The organism is Aeromonas sp. S19(2024) (genome assembly GCF_041402625.1).
Taxonomy (GTDB): Bacteria; Pseudomonadota; Gammaproteobacteria; order Enterobacterales; family Aeromonadaceae; genus Aeromonas; species Aeromonas caviae.
In genome coordinates this window covers 199,669-222,834 of the sequence record NZ_JBGLQU010000002.1, presented here as the reverse complement: position 1 = coordinate 222,834, position 23,166 = coordinate 199,669, and the positions used below count along the sequence as shown (strand labels likewise).

19 protein-coding genes, 3 tRNA genes and 1 riboswitch are annotated in these 23,166 nt (G+C 62.0%); of the genes, 12 read left to right on the top strand and 10 right to left on the bottom strand.

Annotation, left to right across the window (positions count from 1 at the left end; all coding sequences use genetic code 11):
- Positions 1–86: 86 nt before the first annotated feature.
- Positions 87–1,430 (top strand): APC family permease, encoded by a 1,344-nt coding sequence (locus tag ACB037_RS05395; RefSeq protein WP_041213316.1) that lies wholly within the window; start codon positions 87–89, stop codon positions 1,428–1,430.
- A gap of 75 nt (positions 1,431–1,505) precedes the next feature.
- Here ACB037_RS05395 and ACB037_RS05390 read toward each other — a convergent pair whose 3' ends face one another.
- Positions 1,506–1,898, bottom strand: a complete 393-nt coding sequence (locus ACB037_RS05390) for a hypothetical protein (protein WP_371174996.1) — start codon at positions 1,896–1,898, stop codon at positions 1,506–1,508.
- A gap of 255 nt (positions 1,899–2,153) precedes the next feature.
- Between ACB037_RS05390 and ACB037_RS05385 the strand changes: the two genes are divergently transcribed.
- The 4 genes from ACB037_RS05385 to ACB037_RS05370 all read left to right on the top strand — a co-directional run bounded on the left by ACB037_RS05385 (position 2,154) and on the right by ACB037_RS05370 (position 8,451).
- Positions 2,154–3,308, top strand: coding sequence for a Na/Pi symporter (locus ACB037_RS05385; protein WP_371174995.1), 1,155 nt, complete (start codon positions 2,154–2,156; stop codon positions 3,306–3,308).
- A gap of 133 nt (positions 3,309–3,441) precedes the next feature.
- Positions 3,442–3,912, top strand: coding sequence for an FKBP-type peptidyl-prolyl cis-trans isomerase (locus ACB037_RS05380; RefSeq protein ID WP_325781956.1), 471 nt, complete (start codon positions 3,442–3,444; stop codon positions 3,910–3,912).
- 382 nt (positions 3,913–4,294) lie between these two features.
- On the top strand, positions 4,295–5,062 hold the full coding sequence (locus ACB037_RS05375) for a class III extradiol ring-cleavage dioxygenase (protein ID WP_209794486.1): 768 nt from the start codon (positions 4,295–4,297) through the stop codon (positions 5,060–5,062).
- Between the two features lie 164 nt (positions 5,063–5,226).
- Positions 5,227–8,451 (top strand): ATP-binding protein, encoded by a 3,225-nt coding sequence (locus tag ACB037_RS05370; RefSeq protein ID WP_371174994.1) that lies wholly within the window; start codon positions 5,227–5,229, stop codon positions 8,449–8,451.
- A 267-nt stretch (positions 8,452–8,718) separates the two neighbouring features.
- Here the strand turns inward: ACB037_RS05370 and ACB037_RS05365 are convergent, their stop codons facing one another.
- Entirely contained in the window at positions 8,719–8,919 is a 201-nt protein-coding gene (locus tag ACB037_RS05365) for a YbfA family protein (protein WP_010673543.1), read from the bottom strand.
- A gap of 214 nt (positions 8,920–9,133) precedes the next feature.
- Between ACB037_RS05365 and ACB037_RS05360 the strand changes: the two genes are divergently transcribed.
- Positions 9,134–9,421, top strand: a complete 288-nt coding sequence (locus ACB037_RS05360) for a hypothetical protein (protein WP_102948758.1) — start codon at positions 9,134–9,136, stop codon at positions 9,419–9,421.
- A gap of 63 nt (positions 9,422–9,484) precedes the next feature.
- Here the strand turns inward: ACB037_RS05360 and ACB037_RS05355 are convergent.
- Both ACB037_RS05355 and ACB037_RS05350 read right to left on the bottom strand, forming a co-directional pair.
- Positions 9,485–9,558: transfer RNA gene (locus tag ACB037_RS05355), tRNA-Cys, on the bottom strand.
- A gap of 55 nt (positions 9,559–9,613) precedes the next feature.
- Positions 9,614–9,689 (bottom strand) — tRNA-Gly (locus tag ACB037_RS05350).
- 249 nt (positions 9,690–9,938) lie between these two features.
- Here ACB037_RS05350 and ACB037_RS05345 point away from each other — a divergent pair.
- Positions 9,939–13,376 carry an ATP-binding protein gene (locus tag ACB037_RS05345; protein WP_371174993.1) on the top strand — a complete coding sequence of 1,146 codons (3,438 nt, stop codon included), beginning with the start codon at positions 9,939–9,941 and terminating at the stop codon, positions 13,374–13,376.
- A 380-nt stretch (positions 13,377–13,756) separates the two neighbouring features.
- On the opposite strand, the gene ACB037_RS05340 is transcribed toward ACB037_RS05345, so the two are convergent.
- Positions 13,757–13,846: transfer RNA gene (locus ACB037_RS05340), tRNA-Ser, on the bottom strand.
- Positions 13,847–14,186: 340 nt separating this feature from the next.
- Here ACB037_RS05340 and ACB037_RS05335 point away from each other — a divergent pair.
- Both ACB037_RS05335 and ACB037_RS05330 read left to right on the top strand, forming a co-directional pair.
- A complete protein-coding gene (locus ACB037_RS05335; protein ID WP_323951642.1) occupies positions 14,187–15,104 on the top strand; it encodes a L,D-transpeptidase family protein in 918 nt (305 codons plus the stop codon).
- A gap of 13 nt (positions 15,105–15,117) precedes the next feature.
- Entirely contained in the window at positions 15,118–16,110 is a 993-nt protein-coding gene (locus ACB037_RS05330; protein ID WP_045523882.1) for a DUF481 domain-containing protein, read from the top strand.
- A 63-nt stretch (positions 16,111–16,173) separates the two neighbouring features.
- On the opposite strand, the gene ACB037_RS05325 is transcribed toward ACB037_RS05330, so the two are convergent.
- The 3 genes from ACB037_RS05325 to ACB037_RS05315 form a co-directional block, all read right to left on the bottom strand.
- Positions 16,174–16,899: a MaoC family dehydratase gene (locus tag ACB037_RS05325; RefSeq protein WP_010673529.1), complete on the bottom strand. Its 726-nt coding sequence runs from the start codon at positions 16,897–16,899 to the stop codon at positions 16,174–16,176.
- Between the two features lie 236 nt (positions 16,900–17,135).
- Positions 17,136–18,089: a 23S rRNA (adenine(1618)-N(6))-methyltransferase RlmF gene (gene rlmF, locus ACB037_RS05320; protein ID WP_371174992.1), complete on the bottom strand. Its 954-nt coding sequence runs from the start codon at positions 18,087–18,089 to the stop codon at positions 17,136–17,138.
- Positions 18,090–18,239: 150 nt separating this feature from the next.
- Positions 18,240–18,728 carry a C40 family peptidase gene (locus ACB037_RS05315; protein ID WP_039039319.1) on the bottom strand — a complete coding sequence of 163 codons (489 nt, stop codon included), beginning with the start codon at positions 18,726–18,728 and terminating at the stop codon, positions 18,240–18,242.
- Between the two features lie 276 nt (positions 18,729–19,004).
- Between ACB037_RS05315 and ACB037_RS05310 the strand changes: the two genes are divergently transcribed.
- Positions 19,005–19,727, top strand: coding sequence for a 4'-phosphopantetheinyl transferase superfamily protein (locus tag ACB037_RS05310; protein ID WP_371174991.1), 723 nt, complete (start codon positions 19,005–19,007; stop codon positions 19,725–19,727).
- A complete protein-coding gene (locus ACB037_RS05305) occupies positions 19,724–20,572 on the top strand; it encodes a tetratricopeptide repeat protein (RefSeq protein WP_319872820.1) in 849 nt (282 codons plus the stop codon). Before ACB037_RS05310 ends, ACB037_RS05305 begins: the two co-directional genes overlap by 4 nt.
- Positions 20,573–20,714: 142 nt before the next feature.
- Here ACB037_RS05305 and ACB037_RS05300 read toward each other — a convergent pair whose 3' ends face one another.
- Positions 20,715–20,957 carry an Lpp/OprI family alanine-zipper lipoprotein gene (locus tag ACB037_RS05300; protein ID WP_010634682.1) on the bottom strand — a complete coding sequence of 81 codons (243 nt, stop codon included), beginning with the start codon at positions 20,955–20,957 and terminating at the stop codon, positions 20,715–20,717.
- 225 nt (positions 20,958–21,182) lie between these two features.
- Positions 21,183–21,836, bottom strand: a complete 654-nt coding sequence (gene ribB / locus ACB037_RS05295; RefSeq protein WP_010673523.1) for a 3,4-dihydroxy-2-butanone-4-phosphate synthase — start codon at positions 21,834–21,836, stop codon at positions 21,183–21,185.
- A 104-nt stretch (positions 21,837–21,940) separates the two neighbouring features.
- Positions 21,941–22,098: riboswitch (FMN riboswitch) on the bottom strand.
- A 209-nt stretch (positions 22,099–22,307) separates the two neighbouring features.
- Here ribB and purU point away from each other — a divergent pair.
- Entirely contained in the window at positions 22,308–23,144 is an 837-nt protein-coding gene (purU, locus tag ACB037_RS05290) for a formyltetrahydrofolate deformylase (RefSeq protein WP_029313992.1), read from the top strand.
- The last annotated feature ends 22 nt before the right edge of the window (positions 23,145–23,166 follow it).

Genomic DNA, 23,166 nt, shown 5'->3' with positions numbered 1-23,166 from the left:
GGCGCCCCCTGTGTCCAGCGACGCGTTCCCGCGTCCCTGATCCCGTCCCATCTCGCCCACGGGGCCTGTGCAGAGGAGAAAGCGTGATGGCCGGTGCCAAGCTGCTCAAGACCCTCACTCTGTTCCAGGTCGTGGTGATGGGTCTGGCTTACCTCACGCCCATGGCGGTATTCGATACCTTCGCCATCGTCGGTGACATCACGGATGGTCGCGTGGCCACCGCCTACCTGCTGGCGCTCGGCGGCATCCTGCTGACCGCGTTCAGCTACGGCCACCTGGTGCGCCGCTTCCCGTCCGCAGGCTCCGCCTACACCTATGCCCAGAAGGTGTTCCACCCCTACGTGGGCTTCATGGTGGGCTGGTCTTCCCTGCTGGACTACATGTTCATGCCGATGATCAACATCCTGCTGGCCAAGATCTACCTGACCGCCATGTTCCCCACCGTGGAGCCCTGGATCTTCATCTTCGGTCTGGTGACCGTGATGACCTTCCTGAACCTGCGCGGCATCAAGCTGGTGGCGAACCTCAACGGCTTCATCGTCTTCATCCAGATCGCCATCATCGTCACCTTCCTCGGCCTCATCGCCTGGGGCCTGAGTCACGGTGAAGGGGCCGGCACCCTGATGAGCAGCCGTCCGTTCCATGTGGAGTCTGCCAGCATGCTGCCGCTGTTCACCGGCGCCACCATCCTCTGCTTCTCGTTCCTGGGCTTCGACGGCCTGAGCTCCCTCTCCGAAGAGACCCCGAATGCCGGCAAGGTGATCCCCCGTGCCATCGTGCTGACGGCCCTCATCGGCGGCATCATCTTCGTCACCGTCTCCTACAGCCTGCAGCTCTTCTTCCCGGATCTGGCCCGCTTCAAGGAGCCGGACGCCGTGCTGCCGGAGATCGCCCTCTACGTGGGTGGCACCCTGTTCCAGAGCGTGGTGCTGGTGTGCACCACCGCGGCCGTGCTCGCCTCCGGCATGGCGGCCCACGCCGGCGTGTCGCGCATCCTCTACGTGATGGGGCGCGATCGCATGATCCCGGAGCGGGTGTTCGGCTATATCCACCCCACCTGGCGCACCCCGGCCATCAACGTGCTGCTGGTGGGGGCCCTGGCCCTCTCCGCGGTCTCCTTCGATCTGGACATGGCCCTGGCCCTGGTGAACTTCGGCGCCCTGGTGGCCTTCACCTTCGTCAACCTCTCGGTGATCGGCCAGTTCTGGGTCCGCGAGCAGCGCAACAAGAGCCTCAAGGAGCACCTGCTGTTCCTGGTGCTGCCGCTGCTGGGGGCCGCCACCATCGGCGCCCTCTGGATCAACCTGGAGCAGAGCTCCCTGGAGCTTGGCCTCATCTGGGCTGGGATCGGGGTCACCTACCTCTTCCTGCGCCTCGCCGTGTTCCGCATCCCCTTCCGTCAGTACGAGGAAGCGGCCGACGGCCAGTAAGGCGGCACACACGCCCAAACAGAAGGGGAGCCCATGGCTCCCCTTCTTGCATTCAGACGTCCGGTGCGCGGACCCTCACCCCTGATTGAGCACGGCCGTGGCGGCCGCCTTGACCGGATCCCTGGTCACGGCGTTGACATCCTTGCGGGTCCGGTTGACCTTGTCCTGCGCCTGCTTCACACCGGCACTCTGCTTGTTCAGGGCCGCATTGGTGTGCTGCCTGGTCTCTTTCAGTCCCGCCGTCTTCTTGTCCAGCACGTCCGTGGTGTGTTTCTTCACCTCGGCATTGGCCTTCTCCTTCTGCTTGCGCACCAGCTTGTCGGCATCGCAGTTGCCCTTGACCCCCAGGGTGGCGTTCATCGCCTCGTTCCTGACCGCCTTGTCGAGGTTGCATTCGGACTTGAACACGCCAGCCTGCGCACCGGCAGACAGCAGACCCAGGGAAAGACACAACACCCATGCTTTCATAACAGCACCACTCTCGTTGAAGGAAAGGGTCAGCATATAACCCTGGGCGCACGGTGCAAGGCGCCCGTCGGGTTGTGGGCCGGATGGCGCCCTAATCCGGCTGGCTCCGACACTTTCTGTCAGCACCCGGCCGCAGGCACCGCCCTGAGAGATGTCATCAAACCATCATAAAAGTGTCACTTTGTCATATTTCTGTCATGGAGCACTGCTCTAATGCGCCCGTCCCATTCAACGCAGCACGTCCCAAGAGGCCACATGCACAGCACCGCTTCTTCCACACCGCACGAGTCCCGCGCGACCAGCCCATTGTTCAACTGGCTGGCGGTGATCACCCTCGTCTACCTGATCCTGGTCGCCGTCGGCGCCGTCTCCCACGGCTTCAAGGGCTTCTCCGGTGGCGCCGAGGGCGCGGCCCAGATCTTCGCGTTTGCCAACAACCCCTTCGTCGCGCTGCTGCTCGGCATCCTGGCCACGGCCCTGGTGCAGTCCTCCAGCACGGTCACCTCGGTGATCGTCGGCCTGGTGGCCGGCGGCCTGCCCATGGGCATGGCCATCCCCATGGTGATGGGGGCCAACCTCGGCACCACCATCACCAACACCATCGTCTCCCTCGGCCACATCCGGGACAGGGGCGAGTTTCGCCGCGCCTTCGCCGCCGCCACGGTGCACGACTTCTTCAACCTGCTGGCGGTCTTCATCTTCCTGCCGCTGGAGCTGATGTTCGGTCTGCTGCAAAAGAGCGCGGAAGGGATCGCCGGCCTACTGTTGGGCTCCGCCGACCTGTCCATGAAGGGGATGGACTTCATGAAGCCCCTCATCTCCCCGTCCCTGGATCTCATCGACGGTGCCGTCGCCTTCCTGCCGGGTAAGGGGGCATCCATCGCCACCATCGTCATCGGCATCCTGCTGATCCTGTTCTGCGTCACCGCCCTCGGCAAGGTGCTGCAACGGGTCATGGTAGGCCGCGCCAAGGAGCTGCTGCACAAGGCCCTGGGCCGCGGTCCGCTCACCGGCATCGCCTCCGGCACCCTGGTCACCGTCATGGTGCAGTCCTCCTCCACCACCACCAGCCTGATGATCCCCCTGGCGGGCGGCGGCGTGTTCAACACCCGCCAGCTCTACCCCTTCACCCTGGGGGCCAACATCGGCACCACCATCACGGCCCTGCTGGCCGCCACCGCCATCAGCGGCGCCGGAGCCCAGCTGGCCCTGACCATCGCCCTGGTGCACGTGCTGTTCAACCTGTTTGCCGTGGCGCTCATCTACGGGGTGCCCTTCCTGCGGGAGCTGCCCATCCGGGCCGCCGAGACCCTGGCCCGGGTCGGCAGCGAGAACAAGCTGCTGGCGCTGGGGTACGTGGGCGGGCTCTTCTTCGCCCTGCCCGCCCTGATGATGGTGGCGGTCAAGTAACGGCACGACGGCCGGGGGAGACGCCGCAGCCCCCGGCACATTGCCCGCCCGGTCACATCCCCCGGCATCCCCCCTCGCCCTCCCTCCCCGGCTGGGATAAGATGCGCCCTTCATGGCATGTAAGGAAAACCCGATGAAATTCATTCTGATCGCGCTGCTGGTTGCCGGCGTCGCCTACTACTTCTATTCGAGCAGCAACAACCGGAAGCTGGCGGAAGAGAACGTGCGCAAGGGCGCCGAGTTTCTCGCCGGCAACAAGGAGAAGCCCCTGGTGACCACCACGGCTTCCGGCCTGCAGTACGAGGTGCTGACCCCGGGCACCGGCACCGTCCACCCCACCGCCACCAGCAAGGTGAAGGTGCACTACGAGGGCAAGCTGCTGGACGGCACAGTGTTCGACAGCTCCATCGCCCGTGGCGAGCCCATCGAGTTCGGCCTGAACCAGGTGATCAAGGGCTGGACCGAAGGGGTGCAGCTGATGGTGGAAGGGGAGAAGACCCGCTTCTACATCCCCGCCAACCTGGCCTACGGCGATCGCGCCGCCGGCAAGATACCGCCGGGATCCGTGCTGATCTTCGATGTGGAGCTGCTGGGTATTCAGTGACGCCCTCCGGCCAGATACCACTGGGTACAGTACTCATCTTCGACGTGGAGCTGCTGGGCATTCAGTGACGCCCTCCGGCAAGATCCCACTGGGTACAGTACTCATCTTCGACGTGGAGCTGCTGGGCATTCAGTGACCCCCCTTCGTCACGGCAACAAGGCCGGCGCACTGCGCCGGCCTTGTTGTTTCTGTTCCTGTCGTTGCCGCCCGCCATCTCAGCCCCATGACTATCAACCCAAGGTGAACAGTGCTTACACATTGCACTAGATTGTTAACTCCACTCCCGGGGCAGATAATGACCTCATCGTCAGCGGCCCAGCCCCTGACCCGTTTATCGCGGTGCCGGCCAAGCGGGCCCACACCGCCAACAAGGAGTCTCGCCATGGCTATCGCCCCCGTCTGGTTCATCTCTCACGGCGCCCCGGATCTGGTCTTGCGCGACCAGCCTGCGACCCAATTTCTCAAGACCCTGCGCCTTGGGGATATCAAGGGGCTGGTGGTGCTCTCGGCCCACTGGTTCAGCCGAAGCGAGCCGCAGATCAACGTCGAGCCCAGCCCGGCCTTGATGTACGACTTCTACGGCTTCCCCGAGCCCCTCTACCGGATCCGCTGGCCCGCCAGGAGCCCCCAGTGGCTGCAAGAGGCGGTGAGCGATCAGCTGCTGCTGGCCGGCCTGCCCGCCACCCCGGTCAGGCGCGAACTGGATCACGGGGTCTGGTCGCCGCTCTCCCTGATGGATCCCCACAGCGAGATCCCCCTGGTGCAGCTCTCCCTGCCCGCCGGCTTCGGCCCCGGCCAGCTGTGGCGGCTTGGAGAGGCGCTGCAGAGCCTGCGCGAGCAGGGGATCGGCATCCTCGCCTCCGGTGCCATCACCCACAACCTGCGCGCCCTCGGGCCGGACGGCGCTCCCGTCCCCCTGTGGGCGAGCCAGTTCGCCCGCTGGCTGGAGCAGGCCATGGAGGAGGGGGACAGGGAGGCGCTGGAGGATTACCGCGCCCGTGCCCCCGGGGCGGTGGAGTCCCACCCCCACGACGATCACCTGCGCCCGCTGTTCGTGGCGCTGGGGGCCGCCGGCACCGACAGGCCCCGGAAGCTGCACGACAGCTGGGACTACGGCAGCCTCTACATGGGGGCCTACAGGTTCGGGTGAGCGAGGGACGCGACGGGGGTGTCCGGCGGGTGGCCAGGCCGTCGACCGGGCGCCTTTTTATGGGGGGATGAGCCCAAATAAGGGACTCGTTATAGCCGTTTTCCGGTAGAATGGCCGCCTTTGAACAAGACCGGGCAGGGATGACTGTCGCGTCGGGTGGCATGATGAACCTCTATCGATCACTGATCCTGCTCTGTCTGCTGTGCCTGCAACCGGTGCAGGCCTTGACCCTCTACAGCCGCCACACTCCCGAGATCCTCCCGCCCCGCTGGTCAGACGCCGAGCTGGCGTGGCTGCGGCAGACCCCGCAACTGCGGGTCGGCCTCCTGCAGCACGACTATCGCCCGTTCAGCATGATCATCGCGCAGCAGCGTTTCGAGGGCCTCTGCGCCGATTATCTCGATCTCCTGGCCAGGACCCTGCAAAAACCCCTGGAGCTGCGCACCTTTCCGGACAAGGCGCACCTGCTGCGCGCCCTGCGCCAGGGGGAGATCCACCTCGCCAGCCTCGGCAACCTGACCCTGGCGGACACGGACAGCAGCGGCATCCGCCTGAGTGTCCCCTACTTCAGTGCCCCCCTCGTCTTCTCGACCCCGAAAGCCCATCAGGGGCCTCTGCTGACACCGGGTCAGCGCGTCGCCGCCGTCCAGGGCCAGATCGACGTGCAGCGGTTCAAGCGCTACTACCCCACCCTCATCCTGGCGACCTACCCCTCCAACGCGGAGGCCTTCGACGCCGTCTTCTTCGGCCGCCAGGACGTGCTCTTGGGGGATGCCCACTCCATGCACTACCTCAACAGCGAGCGCTTCGACTACCTGCGCCAGCGCGGCGAGGCCCCGCCCGAGCTGGCGCCTGCCGAGTTCCGCTTTGCCGTCCCGGCCACCGAGCCCGCCCTGCTCAGCCTGGTCAACCGGGGGCTGGCGGCCATCGACGACCGGGCGCGCAACACCCTCTTCACCCAGTGGAACGGGCCCATCCGCGACATGAGCGAGCGAAGCGCCGATCTCTATGATGCCGCCGAGCGGGCCTGGATGCGGCAAGCGCCCCCCATCAGGGTGTGGCTGATGGACAACCTCTACCCCTATGGCGCCCTGGATCATGACGGCCAGCTGGTCGGCATGACGGTGGACATGCTGGACAAGATCCGCACACGCACCGGCCTCACCTTCGAGTTCGTGCGGGCAGACTCCGAGCGTCAGCTGGCAAAAGCCATGCAGTCAGGCGCCATCGACCTCATCGGCGCCATCTCCCAGCAGGTGGCCGAACACTACGGGCTGCACACCTCGGTGCCCTACGCCACCGACAACATCTATGTGATCCTCACCCGCCAGGAGGAACAAGGGATCGACACCCTCCGGAGTCTGGCGGGCAAGACGGTGGCGATGACGCACCATGTGCCCCTCGCACAGAGACAGGAGGGCAGCCGCATCACCCAGGTGGAGAGCGCAGCAGAGGCAATGGAAGTGCTCGCCCAGGGACGGGTGGATGCCGCCATCGTGCCCCTCTATTTTGCCCGCCATGCGCTGGACAATGACCCCCAGAGCCCGCTGCGCATCGCCGGCCCCGCCGATGACGAGCCGATCCGGATGGGGTTTGCCAGTCTGCCCGGACAGGGGATGCTGATGGGGATCCTCGACAAGACCATCCTCGCCATCCCCCCCAACGAGCTCGCCATGATGAGTTACGAGTGGCGCAACCGCAAACTGCCGGTTCCCGGCTTCATGGATCGCCACGCCCACATCGTCTACCTGGTGTTCGTGGGGCTCCTCACCCTGGCGCTGGTGCTGCTCTATCGCAACCGCATGTTCAAGCGGATGGCCAGCGCCGAGCAGGCTTCCCGCCAGCAACTGGAGGCCCATGTCAGGTTCATCCGGGCACTGGGGGAGAGCCTGCCCCACCCCATCGTCGTGCGGGACAAGAGCGGCAAGGTGCTGCTGTGCAACAGCAAATACCTGACCCAGCTCGGCGCCGAGCCAAAGGCCATCCTGGGTCAGCCCTTCGCCCAGGGGCTGTCAGGGATGCTCGATGCAGGCAGCATCGCCGTGCTGGAGCAGGACTTTGCCAGGGTATTGCAGGAGGGGCAGCCCATCTTTGCGGATCGCCTCTTCCATCACAGGGGAACCCAGAGCGACATCTATCACTGGATGGTGCCCTATTTCGACGGGGAGGGGGCCATCAGCGGGGTGATCGACGGCTGGATAGACATCACGGACCGCAAGCGGCTGGAAGAGGCGCTGCGCGAGGCCAAACAGCAGGCCGACAGCGCCAGCCGCGCCAAGAGCGACTTCCTCGCCACCATGAGCCACGAGATCCGCACCCCCATGAACGCCATCCTCGGCATGCTGGAGCTGGCCACCGAGGATCCCGCTCTCAGCCGTCACAGCGGCGAGCTGCTGCGCATCGCCGCCGACTCCGCCAACGGCCTGCTGGATCTGCTGGGGGACAGCCTGGATATCGCCTCCATAGAGGCGGGCCAGATGACCCTGACTCCCACCCCCTGCGATCTCGCTCCCCTGCTCTCGTCCGTCACCCGGGTCTTTGCGGGCATGGCCGAGCAGAAGGGGCTGCTCTATGAGGTCAGGCTGCCCGACACCCCCATGCCAAGGGTGCTGATCGATCCCCTTCGCCTGCGCCAGATCCTCTTCAATCTCATCGGCAACGCCATCAAGTTCACCGAGCAGGGCCGGGTCGCCATTACCGCCACTCTGACCGGGGGCGAGCAGCCTCCTGTGCTGCACCTCACCATCACCGACACTGGAGCCGGCATTCCTGCGGACAAGCTGCCCCGGCTCTTCACCCCCTTCTATCGCGCCCACGGCCAGGGCCAGTTCCCCGGCAGCGGGCTGGGCCTCAACATCGCCCGCATCCTGTGCCAGATGATGGGGGGGAAGATAGCCGTTCACAGCCAGGTCGGCGAAGGTACCCGGCTCGAGATAAGGCTGCCCCTCACGCTCGCTCAGCAACCCCCCGCCCCGATCACGGCAATACCGGCGCCCCAGCCCCACCAGGCTCAACCCCTCCCCCATCGGCTGCATATCCTGGTGGTCGATGACAATCACGCCAACCAGATCCTGCTGCGCCAGCAGCTCAAGCACCTGGGACACGACATCAGTGTGCGCAGCAATGGCCTGGAGGCCCTGCGCGCCCTCGCCAGCCACCCCTTCGATCTGGTCATCACCGACTGCCAGATGCCGGTGATGGACGGCTTCGAGCTAACCCGCAGCCTGCGTGCCCTTGGCCATGGCCTGCCCGTCTGGGGCTTCACCGCCCATGCCCAGCCTCGCGAGCGGGAGCTTTGCCTCGCCGCCGGCATGAACGACTGCCTGTTCAAGCCCATCGGCCTCGCCCGTCTGCGCGCGGCGCTGGCCACCCTTGGGCCTGCGCCCTGAGTACCGCCAGCCCTTCCTCCCGTCATGTCGCAAGGGCGCGGCTGAGAGTGCGACTGAGAGTGCGGCTGAGAGTGCGCCGGCGTTTGCCGCATAAAGGATCGCCCACAGGGACAAAAGACAACGTGGACCGGCCATGGATACAAGGCCGGTGGCGGTTCGAGACCCATAAAAAAACCGACACCAGGGTGTCGGTTTTTTTATATCGGGAGGTGCGCCCTGCCTGCCACGCCAGTCTGGCGCCGGGTGAAGCGGGCGTCACGGGGAGGATCAGTAGAAGATCCGCTCCCCTCGCTCGCTCATCTTGAGCCAGACCGGCTTGGTGCTGGTCTTGCTCCAGATGCGGTGCAGGTAACTGTAGAAACGGGCGCGATCCCGGCGAAACAGCATCACCGGGAAGGCGAGCAGACCCGCCATCAGGACGAAGATGCGGCGAAGGATTATCTGAGTCAGGGAGAAGGGATGAAACATGATGTAACGCCTCACTGGTAAGACCACTGAACAAAGATTACGCCAATCATTGTAGGATTACTACACCGACAGCGCCATTTTTTGATAAAAAATGGGGCTAAAAGCCTAAAAATGAAACCGGGTTACATTCTTTAACTAAAAAACAACAAAGGTGGCAAAACGCGGCCCCTGTTCCAGAGTTAACGAGGACTGGACCAGAACGGGAGAACACAGGATGAAACTTGTGGATGCAGTGCTGCTGGGGGCATTGGGCGTGCTCGCCTGGAGCCAGTGGCAGGAGTGGCGGCTCAATCGTGACGTCGCCATCGACATCCCCTATCACGGGGTCCCCACCGCCAGCCTGTGGCAATGCGGTTTGCTGATAAAGGAGATGGCCGCGCTGGCAGAACAGGGGGGCGAAGAGAGGTCCGGATCCAGGGGCGAGGCATTGGCCGAGATGGATCAGCATCTGCACAAGACGTGGCAACGGGAGGGTTGTTCACGGCTGACTGACATGCAATGAAGCATCATCTTGGGCCGCCATGGCGGATGGACAACGTCAGTGACGTGGAAAACAGGGAGAAGATGGAGGCACGTTCCGGAGTCGAACCGGACTAAACGGATTTGCAATCCGCTGCATAACCGCTTTGCTAACGCGCCATGCTGACAAGGCATTGCCTTGAGAGTGATGTCCATGGTTGGTGCCATGGAGTATTGGAGCGGGAAACGAGACTCGAACTCGCGACCCCGACCTTGGCAAGGTCGTGCTCTACCAACTGAGCTATTCCCGCATTACTGCTTGCGTGCCAGTTGCCTGACAACGAGGCGCATTATACGTACCCCGAGCCCGGGCACAACCCTTTTTTCTCACTTTGAGCCCTTTCCCGTGCTGTTTGCTCACCCTTTAGACGCCTTGGTCGAAAATCCCCCCGCTCCCTGTGACCCGACGAGCGAATTTAAGATAAAGCCATTGAAATAGTTAGCCTTTAGTCAGAAACTCATCGCGCTTAGTAACTGGATTCTCAATTGAAAATCATGCGATGAAATGGAACTTCAGGCCTCGGGGGCTCAGACCGCAGCTGATGCTGGCTTTTTTCATGTTGGGCCTGGTGCCCTTCCTGGTCGTCACCCTGTTTTTCCTCTATAGCCACGGCAAGGATCTCACCACCCAGACCTCCAACCATCTGGTCTCGGTGCGCAACATCAAGAAAAACCAGCTGCAAGACTACTTCGGCAACCTCAAGGAGCAGATCATCAACTTCTCCCAGCAGGACTTTGCCGGCAACAGTATCGGTCGCTTCTACGGTTTCACCGGTGCCTTCGAGAAGCTCGGCACCACGCCGCAGGAGGCCCGTGCCCGCGCCCAGGCCCGCTATGTGCCGGGCTCCTGGGACAAGCTGCAACAACCTGACAGTCAGGTGGAGATAGAGCCCTCCATCAGCGCCCTCATCCTGGCGGACGAGATGTATGGCCGCGTCCACCAGCGCTTCCATCGCGGCTACGCCGACATGGTGCGCAAATCGAACTACAGCGACATCTTCCTGGTCGACCTCAACGGTGACGTGGTCTACTCGGTCACCAAGCAGGCCAACTTCGCCACCAACCTGCTCTCGGGCCCCTACCAGTCCAGCGGTCTTGGCAACACCTTCGCCAAGATCAAGCGCCGCCTCGATGGCGGCCAGAAGCCCCAGCAGATCTTCGAGTTCACCGATTTTGGCCGCAACGAGCTGACCGGCCAGGTGGTCGCCTACCTCGCCGCTCCCGTGATGCAGTACGACTATGTGCGCGGCGTGGTCATCTTCGAACTGCTGCCGGACAAGCTCAACCAGATCATGGCGGAGCGGGAGGGGCTCGGTGCAACCGGCGAGACCATTCTCATCGGCCCGGACAAGCGGATGCGCGCCAACGCCTGGCTCGCCCCCGAATTCAGCGTGGAGAACAGCTTCAGCCCCGACTTCCGACCGCTGCAGACCCCCCTCATCATCAAGGCCCTCTCCGGGGAGCAGGGGGTCGGCCCCTTCCTCTCCTACCACGATGACGAGGTGCTGGCCGCCTATACCCAGGTGAAGGTGTTCGATACCGAGTGGGCCTTCATCGCCGAGATCTCCACCAGCGAGGCCTATGCCCCCATCCGCCAGCTCGAGACCCTGGTGATCCTGCTGGGAGCTGGCTCACTGCTGCTGCTGATCCTCTTCTCCCGCTGGCTCTCCCACTCCATCACGGCGCCCCTGCGATCCCTCACCGCCGCCGCCGAACAGGTGGCGGACGGCGCCCTGGATCACCCCATCACCATCCCCCGCACCGACGATGACATCGACCGGCTGGCCCAGGCGTTTCGCCACATGCAGCGCTCGGTGAAGGACAAGATCGAGCTCATCGAACGCCAGACCCAGGAGCTGCAACAGCAGGTCAAGCTGACCCACAAGCAGAACCTCAGCCTGCAACAGGCGGACAAGCTCAAAGACGAGCTCCTGGCCAACACCTCCCACGAGCTGCGCACCCCCATCCACGGCATCAAGGGGATGGCCGAGTCCATGCTCGCCAGCCAGCAGGACCTGACCGAAGGGCAGCAGAAACAACTCGGCCTCATCATCAAGAGCGCCGACGGTCTGGCCCGCCTCGTGGACGACTTGCTCGACTACCACCAGATGCGCTACGGCCAGCTGGAGATCCACCCCCAGCCGGTCTCCTCCAAGGGGGTCATCCGGCTGGTGCTGGATCTCTGCCAGCACCTGGTGCAGGCCAAGCCCCTCACCCTGGTGGACAAGAGCCCCGCCGAGCTGCCCCCTGTGCTGGCGGACGAGCAGCGCCTCGAGCAGGTGCTCTACAACCTGGTGGGCAACGCCATCAAGTACACCCCCCAGGGCAAGGTGGTGCTGAGCGCCCTGGTGGAGGGCAACTTCCTGCGCATCAAGGTGACCGACACCGGCATCGGCATCGCCAGGGACCATCTGGAGCACATCTTCGAGCCCCTGGTGCAGATGAGCCCGGAAGTGAGCAAGCAGGGAGCAGGCCTCGGTCTCTCCATCACCCGCCAGCTGGTGCACCTGATGGGGGGGGAGCTGTTCGTGGAGAGCGAGCCGAGCGTCGGCTCCACCTTCGCCTTCACCCTGCCGCTGGCCAGCGGCAAGGCGGGCAGTCTGACCCTCGACAGCCGCCAGATAGAGCACCAGCTGGTGCGCCAGCAACCCGTCATCCTGCCGGACTGGGAGAGCGAGGATCTGCCGCCCCCGCCGCAAGATGCCCCCGTCATCCTGGTGGTGGATGACGAGCCCATCAATTTGCACATACTGCGCCACCTGCTGCAGCCCTGCGGTTATCGCATCCTGCCCAGCAGTGACGGTCACGACGCCCTGACCAAGCTGGCTCAGGAGCCGGTGGATCTCATCCTGCTTGACGTGATGATGCCCACCCTCTCGGGCTTCGACGTCTGCCGCCGTCTGCGCCAGCAGCACCCCAAGGAGAAGCTGCCGGTGCTGCTGCTCACCGCCCTCAACCAGCCCAAGGAGATTGAAGAGGGTTTCAACGCCGGGGCCAACGACTATCTGGTCAAACCCTTCTGCAAGGAGGAGCTGTTCGCCCGGGTGAGGGCCCTGCTGGAGGCCTGCGCCGGGCGCGCCTCCTTGGTGGAGAACCGCCTGCTCAAACAGGAGATAGAGCACCGTCTGCTGCTCCAGGAGCAACTGCACCAGGATCAGGAACGGCTCCTCGCCCTGCTTGGCGAGGGGGCCGACCCCATGGTCTTCCTCGATGAGCAAGGAGGTGTGCTGTTTGCCTCCCGGGCCCTGGCGCGCCTGCTGGGTCAGGAGCCGGAAGCCATGGAGGGGCAGAGGCTGGACGAGTGGCTGGCCGCCCCGCTGGCAAGCCAGTGGCCCGACATGACCGCGCAGCCGGAGCGGGAGCTGGACTTCCTGGTGGCGGGCCAGCGAGACACCCTCAACGCCCGCGCCCTGCCCATCAACCTGGGGGGGCAGCACGCCTATGCGCTGACCCTTGGCACAGAACCGCGCCAGGACGACAATCGCATGGCTGCACTGGAGAACGCCCTCAAGAGCCTCTCTCGCCAGGCCATCATCGAGGATGGCCAGTTGCTGGGGGAACTGAGCCGGCTGGGAGGGGAGTTCAGGTCGCTGGCGGACGATCTCATTCGCCAGCAGGATGACGAACCTCTGCGCCGCGCCCTGGTGGACACCATGCGTCTCACCCTGGAGACCTGGCAGCAGAGCACCGGCAAGGGCAAGATAGTGCTGGCGGAGAAGAGCAAGCTGTGGCGGGTCTACATGGACCGCTCCAGTCCCCAGACCCGCACCCTCGACAAGTACCTGAACCTCGACACCCTGCCCAAGGCACCGCGCTGGAAGACGGTGGTGGCCAGCGCCGAGTACGTGCTCAAGCACTGCGCCCTGAACGAGGTGCAGCACCAGAGTCTGCACCAGAGCACCCAGCGCCTTCGCCAGCTCGCCAGCCGCAAGGCATGAGTCTCCAACCCGCAGCCACGTTGCTTTGATGATGGCTGCGGGATAGAAAACCAAGCACCAATAGCGAGCTCTGGACACATCTACTAGCAGGCTTTCTGCGCCTATCAGGGGGATCGCGATGGCTGAGCTCGCGGGGTCGCCCAGATGACCCTGCAGGTGCGGGCCCATTCCCCATCACCATGTTGGTGATGACCCCGGGAGACCTGACTGGGCCGGCAAGTGGCTAATCAGGTGAATAGACATTCGAGAGAATGGGGTGAGACTTCGCGACCCCGTGACCACAGGCCCCAAATCGGAAAAGACATTGGGAGATAGCTGAGCCGGGGGATGGACAGTAGAAATGACAAACCCGCGACAGGCGCGGGCTTGAGGGGAATAAATGGCGGAGAGACAGGGATTCGAACCCTGGGTGGCATTGCTGCCACAATTGATTTCGAGTCAATCCCGTTCGGCCACTCCGGCATCTCTCCACGGGCACTCATATTGACCCAACCCTAGCCGGGAAATCAATGTAAATCTCGTTGCAGATCAGACGACTGGCGATAAAACCGCCATCCGGCGATCCCGCCCCTCCCGACACCAGTGACGTTCACCCTGCAGCGCCTCCTCGCTCACTGTCTCCACCCTGTACCCGGTTCCGGGCGGGTGAATACGGCGAGCCTGATGGGCCGGTGACACCCGGTGACGCGCTCGCCACCGCCCTCCCGGCAGTCATGGTGCCGGACTGGTAATCCCCGCGGGATTCGTTGACAATCTCTCCTCATTTTTTGGAAGGGAACCCGTCCCTCGCCCCAGCCGATAGGAACAACCATGCTCAACACTCGTATCGTCTCACTGCTGCTGGCCGCCGCCAGCCTCTGGGCCGCACCTGTCTGGTCCAACACCTATCCCCTGCCGCCAGCGGACAGCCGTCTCATCGGCGCCCTGGAAGATTACATCGTACAGCCTGGCGATCATCTGGAACTGGTCGGCAAGCATACCCGGACAGGCTTTCTGGCACTGCTCGAAGCCAATCCCGGCGTAGACCCCTATCTGCCCACCCCGGGCACCCGGCTCACTCTGCCGACCCAGATGCTGCTGCCCGACGTGCCGCGAGAAGGCATCGTCATCAACCTGCCTGAACTTCGCCTCTACTACTTCCCCAAGGGCAAGCAGGAGGTGATGGTGCTGCCCATCGGGATCGGTGACATCGGCCGCGAGACGCCGGAGATGACCACCACCGTCATCGCGAAAAATCCCAACCCGACCTGGGTGCCCGGCCCCATGGTCCGCAAGTCCTGGCTGGAGCAGAAGGGGATCGATCTGCCCGCCGTGGTCCCCCCCGGCCCCGACAACCCCCTCGGCAAGTTCGCCATGCGTCTTGGCTATGGCAACAAGGACTACCTCATCCACGGCACCAACAAGGATTTCGGGGTCGGTCTGCGAGTCAGCGCGGGTTGTATCCGGCTGCGCCCGGATGACATCGAAACCCTGTTTGGTCTTGTTCCCGTCGGCACCCCGGTCCGTGTCATCAACCAGCCGGTCAAGATGGCGGTGGAACCCGACGGTCGTCGCTGGCTGGAGGTACACTCCCCCCTCTCCCGCACCGAAGCGGAGATGGCACAGGGGGCGCCGCTGGTGCTCTCCCCCGAAGCCGAGCAGTTCATCGCTGCCCCCGACATCGACAGTGCTCGGGTGACCTCCCTGCTCGAGCACAAGAGCGGGCTGCCCAAGCCCGTGAGCGGCTGAAGGCCTGACCACCATGAACAGAATCAGTCATGTGGTTTGCCTGTTGTTTCTGCTGCCTGGCTCCGCGGCGATGGCGGACATCCTCTGGATGCGCAACGGCGATCGTCTGAGCGGGACCATAGAGGAGATCACGGACGAGCAGATCCGTATCAAGCCCGCCTACAGCCAGGCCATGACGGTCCCGCGCCACGCCATCAAACGCTGGCGTCTGGACAAGCAGGAGAAACCCAAGCCGCTCACCAAGACGGGGATCCCCCTGCTGGACTCTCCTGATGAGGCCAATGCCTGGCTGCTGACGGGGAACGGGGATCTCAACATCAAGCTCAAGGAGAACACCAAGAAGACCAACAACGTCAATCTCAAGGTCTCCACCGAGTTTGCCAATCTGGACTGGCGTTACAGCCTGGATGGCGAGTACATCTACGAAACGGCGAACAATATCACCGACAGCCACGAGTACAAGCTCAAACCCAAGCTCGACTTCTTCTTCGACGATCACTGGTTCCTGCGATCTTCCGTCGACATCGATTACAACATGATCGAGGCAGGCTATCTGGAGATTGACTATGCCTCCGGTCCCGGATACCGCTTCTGGAATGACAGACAACGCCGGCTGGAGATCATCAGCCAGCTCGGCCTGGAGCGGGCCTATTTCAGACCGGAGGTGTGGAGCAACTCAGACCTGTTTGACGACAGGATCATCAATTACCCCTTCGTCAGCCTGGGTTGGGACTACCGGCAGCCCTTGGCACTCTGGGAAGAGAAGTTCGAGCTGTTTGGCAAGGGCAGTTATGAAAGGTTCGTCGACCAACCCTCCCCCTATCTGACCAGAAAGCAGTCCGTCAGCGGCAGCCTGGGCCTCAGGTATTACTTCAGCGATCATTTGCGTCTCTCTTGGTCAAGCGAGCTGGATTGGGACGATGCCTGGCTCGACTACCATGGCCTGAACATGGATGTGAGCGAGAAGGAGTGGCGTCACCTCATCACCCTGGGGGCGAGTTTTTAACCCGCCAGAAACGACACAGGCCCACCGAAGTGGGCCTGTGTTCATGGGTGCAAGACGAGCGCGTCAGAAATAGATCCGGGTGACCGACTCGATGACGCAGCCAGGGCGACGGATCCCCTCGATCTCTATCTTGATCTCCTTGAGGAGCTCGATGCCTCCCTTGATGGGCGTGACACGCGACAGCTTGGTCCGGGCGCGGATGTTGCTGTCCACCTTGATAGGATAAGGGAAGCGGACCTGTTCCAGGCCGAAATTCACCACCATGCGGGCGGTCGGGAACTCCGGCGTGCTCTCATCCACCGAACCGGTCAACTGGGGCAGCAGGGCCAGAGTCAGGAAGCCATGGGCAATGGTGGTCTTGAAGGGAGACTCGGCTGCCGCACGCTCGGGATCGGTGTGGATCCACTGATGATCGCCGGTCACGGTCGCGAACTGGTTGATCAACGCCTGGGTGACCTGCAACCACTCACCCACATGGGTCTCTTCACCGATGCGGGTCTGCAACTCGGCATAGAGTGCCGCCGCTTCGCCTTCGAGCTCCACCACGGGATCCTGCGCCAGGGCAGGCTGGCCATTCGCGACCTGGGTGACTCTGGCAGCCTCTTGCTGGCGGGCATCCTGTGACTCCCCCTGCAGATCCAGCACTCTTCCCAGCAAGGGGTGAAGGTGTGCCTTTTGCTGAAACTCACGCCAGTAGTCGCGGATCGCCGGAGAGAGCCAATCCTTGAGCTCAAAGGGGTGTTGCGCCAGAATTTCGCGCTTGTGCTTCAGAAAATCGACAACTTTCATTTACCGATCCCTATTCGATTCAAAGCCTGTAAAGAGGTCTAACCAGTCCTATTTTATGAAAGTTTCATCAGCAAGTACAAAAAAATCTCGGCGTACACCTGTACCAGGCGCGAAAGTGGTCACTAACATGCGAGCAAACACGGGCAGGAAAACGATTGAATGGAAGGCTGCAAACGAATCAACATCTGATCTGAAAAAGAGACAGGGCGCGTGTCGCCACTGAGCCCCGTCCTCGATCATCTCCCCTGGGCTGTCCACCAGGTCTTGCGCTGCCCATCGTCCAGGAAACTCCAGGCGAGGATCCGGCTCACCTTGTTGCCTTGCGCCATGTCGATCACCCTGACATCCTGCGCCCCCACCCGAGCCAGCGCCTTTCGTGCGGCAGGCAGATTTTCCTTTTTCGACACCAGCGAGCTGAACCAGAGGCATTGGCTGGCAAACTCCTTGCTCTGCTCTATCATGGCCGCCAGAAACGCCGCCTCGCCCCCCTCGCACCAGAGCTCGGCCTTCTGGCCGCCGAAATTGAGCACGGGCGCCCCGGCCACTGCCTGGCCCTTGCCCTTGCCCAGGTTGCGCAGCTTTCGCTCCGTCCCCTTGCTCGCTTCCGCCAGAGAAGCATGAAACGGCGGGTTGCACAGAGTCAGGGCAAAGTGCTCCTTCGGCCCCAGGATCCCGCGAAAGACATGCTTGGGGTTACCCTGATGACGGCATGTGATCTGGTTGCCCAATCCATTGCTGGTGGCCAGCAGGGTCGCCGCCTTCACCGACACAGGATCGATGTCTGAGCCCACGAAGCGCCAGCCATACTCCCGGACGCCCAGCAAGGGATAGATGCAATTGGCCCCGACACCGACATCCAGCACTCGAACCTGCTTGCCCGTCGGTACGCATCCCGCGCTCTCGGCCAGCAGATCCGCGGCTCGATGCAGGTAGTCTACCCGACCCGGAATGGGCGGGCAGAGATAGCCGGGGGGCAGATCCCAATGCGCAATGCCATAGTGCAGTGCCAGCAATGCCCGGTTGAGCGTCTTGACGGCGGCCGGATCGGCAAAGTCCAGGGTTCGGGTGCCGTGCTCGTTGGTGAACACGAAAGGCGTCAACGTCGGGGTACGCTGGCAGAGCGCGTCGAAGTCGTAGGGTGCCTGATGGCGATTGCGCGGGTGCAATCCGGTTTTCTGCTGGGGTGTCATGCTGGACCTGCCGAGGATCAAGGGGGCCACACTATAGAGAGTCGACCAGGGAAAGTCTAAACGAGGGTCATAAAAAACCGGGCCCTGAGGGCCCGGTTCAAGTGAGGTTGGAAAAACAGTCCGTACTGCGAGCCGTTTGTCCAGCCTGACTCAGATGTCTATCCGGCGTGCCTGCCAGAATTTACTGCGCCAGTAACTGCTGTCGAGCTTGGAGCGTGTCACCCCGGCGCGGGTGGAGGCATGGATGAATTCGCCATTGCCGACATAGATGCCCACGTGATTGAGGCGGCGGTTGATCTTGAAGAAGACCAGGTCTCCTTCGACCAGATCCTGTTTGGAAACCCGGGTGCCTTCATGGACCTGGGAGCGGGTATCGCGGGGTAATTCGATGCCGACTGCATTGCGGAACACTTCACGGGCGAAGGCGGAGCAATCGATGCCTCGCTGGCTGCTGCCTCCCATCCGGTAAGGAACGCCGCGCCACTCTTTGTATACGGTCAGGATTTCGTTGACGTCAGGGGTTGGTGAAACTTCGGGTTCAATCACGGGTTCCATCATGGAAACCTCGATCTTGCTCGCGACCTCGGGTTGGGGTGCCGATGCACAACCCACCATTCCGAGCGCGACCAGCAGTAGCATCAGGTGGCGCAATCCTTTATCCCCGCAAAAAGAGTGAAACTTGTTAAAATGCAGCCCGAAAGGGCAATTTATAAGGCAACAGCACCCGACTATATCCAAGAATTCTATCGAGGCAAGCGAAAATCCCAATCGACCTCACATTTTTGCAAGGAAATGCTCTGTTTAGCGCAATTTATGTGATCATGCCCAAACAATATACAATCTTGAAAGCATCGGTTTTGAGCGCATCAAACGGACTGTTATCGCTATTTCACCCCCATTTTTAAGTGAAATATTATGCTATCTGCGGATCTCTATTTGTTAAATACGGCAAGCGTTGATGCAGACCTGGTGATCAGGCTGGCATCCGAACTCGCCCCGGATGAACGCCGTCACTGGCACGAGATCCACCAGGCGGGTCGCCAGCATGAGTACCTGCTCGGCCGGGTGCTGCTGCGCCGCCTGCTGGCCGAGCGACTCCATTGCCGGGCCGATGCCCTGACTTTTGGCATCGGTGCGCATGGCAAACCGACACTGCTCAGTCATCGCTGGCAGTTCAACCTCAGCCACAGCGGAGAGTGGCTGGTGATCGCCCTCTGTGAGGAGGGCCCCCTTGGGGTGGACATCGAGATGGGATTGCGTCACCGCCCCATACTGCCGCTGGCCAAACGCTTCTATGCGCCAAGCGAATACCAATGGTTGAACACCCGGCCCCGAGAGGAGCAACATTCGGCCTTCTATCGACTATGGTCTCGCAAGGAAGCTGTGCTCAAGGCGCATGGCGATGGTATTTCCGCCGGACTCGACAAGATCTGCTTCCTTCCGGAGCAGGCATGGCAGCTCAATAATCACCTCGACAATCGCCACTATGAAATCCGTGACTGGCCCACGGGCAGCGGATGGCTCAGCCTGGCTGCCCCGACCCGCCGGGTCGATGCCCATCTGCTGGACGCACGCTTGAATTCCACCCCGCTGGACCCCATGTTGATCCACACCATTTTTCGAGAGTCAGCCTCATGATCGTCGACATCACTCCCCAGAACTTCCACGCAGAATTGCTCGATGCGTCCATGAAAAAGCCGGTCGTCATCTATTTCCACGCGCCCCAGATGCCGGAGTGCCAGGCCATGACCCCGCAGGTGGAAGCACTGGTCGGCCCGGCCAATGCAGCGGTGACCCTGGCCAAAGTCGACATGAACGACCCCCAGTTGCAACCTCTGGCCAGCCAGCTTGCCTTGCGCGCACTGCCAGCACTGGTGCTGTTCCATCAGGGGCGCCCGGATGAACAGGCCATTCTGGAAGGGCCGCAGGATGAAGCCACATTGCGCCAGTATTTCGCCGCCTTTGCCCCCAAAGAGGAGGAGTTGCTGCTCGATCAGGCAAAGCAGGCGCTGGAGAACGGGCAAGCCGATGTGGCGCACACCCATCTTGGCCAGGCCCATCGCCTCGCCCCCGAGCGTCACGACATCACGCTCTGGCTGATACAGGCCGCGCTGGATCTCAATCTCCTTGACGAGGCGCAGAGCCTGCTCTCGACCATCCCCATGGTGGCACAGGATGATCATTACCAGACCCTGAGCTCCCGCCTCTCGCTGGCGCTGCAGGCCAGCGACAGTCCTGAGCTACGCGCCCTGGAGCTGCGCCACGCTGAACAGCCGGATGACCATGCCCTCGCCCAGGAGCTGGCGGTGCTTTACAGCCAGGTTGGTAGACAGGAGGAGGCATTGGTCCTGTTGTTCACCATCCTCAAACGTGATCTCGCCTTTGGCGATGCCAAGAAGATCTATCTCGATGTGCTGGCAACCATGGGCGCACACCCTGCAGCGCAGAGTTATCGTCGCAAGCTCTACAGCCTGCTCTACTGACCGATGCGGAAATGAAAAACGGGGTGATGCCGAGTGTTCGGCATTGCCTTGTCAGGCGGGTATTAGCGGGAAAAACGCGGGTATTTGACGAATTTCAGGCAAAAAAAATGGCGCATTGAAATGCGCCATTTTTTCGCATGGATTACTTCTTGTAGGAAGTAGCCATGTTGTCGATGCGCTGGTTAGCACGCATAGCTTCTTGCTTGGCTTCTGCAACATCAGCAGCGATCTTGGACTGATCAGCACGAACAGCGCTAACATCTTGAGCCAGTTGGTCAACTTTGTTAGACAGATTCTGAACGGAAGTTTCCAGTTCGCTGGTGTTTGCACAACCGCCCAGCAGAGCGGACAGACCAACAACACCTACCAACAACATTTTTTTCATTTTTAAAAGCTCCCTTTAACTCGCCAGACGTTTAGCAAGCGGCGTGATTATGGCACAAAAAAATCATAGTTTGGATAGGCCTCATCACAGATAAATGCGTTAAAACCCTCATTTTTTTTTAGTTGCACACTTTCCGTACAAACTTTAAGCAAAAATGAGTGTCCCTGGATGAGGTTCGCACAAAGCGTAACCAAAATTTGGGCTTATTACAATTTCGTATGAGGCTCAGGCTGAACGTTCTGACAGCAATTGACGATATTGCACCAGATCTTCGATGGTCAGGACCGGCATCCGGTGCTGGCGACCGAAGGCCACCAGGTCCGGCAACCTGGCCATGGAGCCATCTTCCTTGGTCAACTCGCACAATACTCCGTAAGGTTTGAGCCCGGCGAGCTGCATCAGATCGACGGTCGCTTCGGTGTGACCACGGCGGGTCAGCACCCCACCCGTGCGGGCGCGCAGCGGGAAGACATGGCCGGGTCGATGCAGATCGGAGGGCCGGGCACCGTCGGCGATGGCCGCACGGATGGTGGTGATGCGATCGGCGGCGGACACCCCGGTGGTCACCCCCTGCGCCGCTTCGATGGTCACAGTGAAGGCAGTCTGATAGTGGCTGGAGTTGGCCTCCACCATCATCGGCAGCTCGAGCTGGCGAACCCGCTCGTCGGTCAGACAGAGGCAGACGATGCCGGAGCACTCGCGGATCATCATGGCCATCTGCTCGTTGGTCATGGTTTCTGCGGCAAAGATGAGATCGCCTTCGTTCTCGCGATCTTCATCATCGGCCACCAGCACACCCTGACCGGCACGCAGGGCGGCCAGCGCGGCTTCGACGCGAGCAATGGGATCACCGAATTCACTGAGTAGAGACTGATTCATGGTAAGACTCCTAAAAAAGACAAGGACCAGAATCAGGGCATGGAAAGGCAGACAGAAGTAGCCATGCGGCAGCCAACCCGGCAGGGTCTGGCCAGCAATATCTGTCTTATCCTCTTTCATCCGGACTATGACCGTCGGCTCCGGCATCTCACCGGATCTGCTGACCCCGTCCCGGATGAATGCCGGGTCGGGCGCTCGCGGGCTCCCCGAGTCACATCGGGATACCGCCGGTGGGGAATTTCGCCCCGCCCTGAGAATAAGCGCAGACAGCCTAAAGAAAAAAGACGCAGGATGCCAGCCAAAAACCCATCAAAGACAAACCGGGTGCTGGCTGCACGGCAATTTTCGCGCGAGCACCACCCGATACACGGCGCGCTGTCCTTTCTGATTTCGTTTGTGGCATAGTGCCAGCAAAAACGCGCGCGCCCGCGCAGACCGGGTGCCAACATCACAAACGGAATCATGACAGAGATGGAAAAGAAAATACTGCTGACCGATTGCCCCGATGCCAAGGGTCTCATCGCCAAGATCACCAACATCTGCTACAAGCACCAGCTCAACATCAACAAGAACGACGAGTTCGTGGATCACGAAAACGGCCGCTTCTTCATGCGCACCGAGCTGGAAGGGCGCTTCAACGACGAGACCCTGCTGGCCGACCTCGATGATGCCCTGCCTGCCGGCGCCCAGCGTCGTCTCGTCAAGGCGGGCAAGAAGCGCATCGTCATCCTGGTGACCAAGGAGACCCACTGCCTCGGCGACATCCTGATGAAGAACTATGCCGGCGCCCTGGACATGGACATCGTCGCGGTCATCGGCAACTACGACACCCTCGCCGAGCTGACCGGCAAGTTCGACATCCCCTTCCACTGCGTGAGCCACGAGGATCTCAGCCGCACCGAGCATGAGGAGCAAGTGCGCACGCTCATCGATGGCTACCAGCCGGATTACGTCATCCTGGCCAAATACATGCGTGTGCTGACCCCAAGCTTCGTGGAAGCCTATCCGCGCAAGATCATCAATATCCACCACTCCTTCCTGCCTGCCTTCATCGGCGCCCGCCCCTATCGTCAGGCCTTCGACCGCGGGGTCAAGCTGATTGGTGCTACCGCCCACTTCGTCACCGACGATCTGGATGAAGGCCCCATCGTCGAGCAGGACGTGATCCACGTCGATCACACCTTCAGTGCCGATGACATGGCCAAGGCCGGACGCGACGTGGAGAAATCCGTGCTGAGCCGGGCGCTGGAACTGGTGCTGAACGAGCGGGTCTTCGTCTACGGCAACAAGACCGTCGTGTTCAAATAAGCGGCTGCGCGCCCCCAGAAAA